General features: G+C 55.4%; 1 protein-coding gene. It reads left to right on the forward strand.

Annotated elements, in window-relative coordinates; translation table 11 throughout:
* Nucleotides 1-16 precede the first annotated feature (16 nt).
* On the forward strand, nucleotides 17-233 hold a 217-nt coding region (locus AC0L2F_RS36005), incomplete at its 3' end, for an EAL domain-containing protein (protein ID WP_473251558.1).

The following is a 233-nucleotide window of genomic DNA, read 5'->3' on the forward strand; positions in this document are numbered from 1 at the left end:
AATCACTGAAGGCATCGTGATCCAGAACCTGGATGACACGGTGATGAAGATGCGGCGCCTGAAAAAACTGGGAGTGAGCTTTGCGATGGATGACTTTGGCACCGGTTATTCGTCCCTGACCTACCTCAAGCGCTGGCCGGTGGATGCACTGAAAATCGACCAGTCGTTTGTGCGCGACGCGACTCACGATCCCAATGACGCTGAAATCATCCGCGCCATTGTCGCCATGGCCC

Source organism: Bradyrhizobium sp. Ken64 (genome assembly GCF_055807555.1).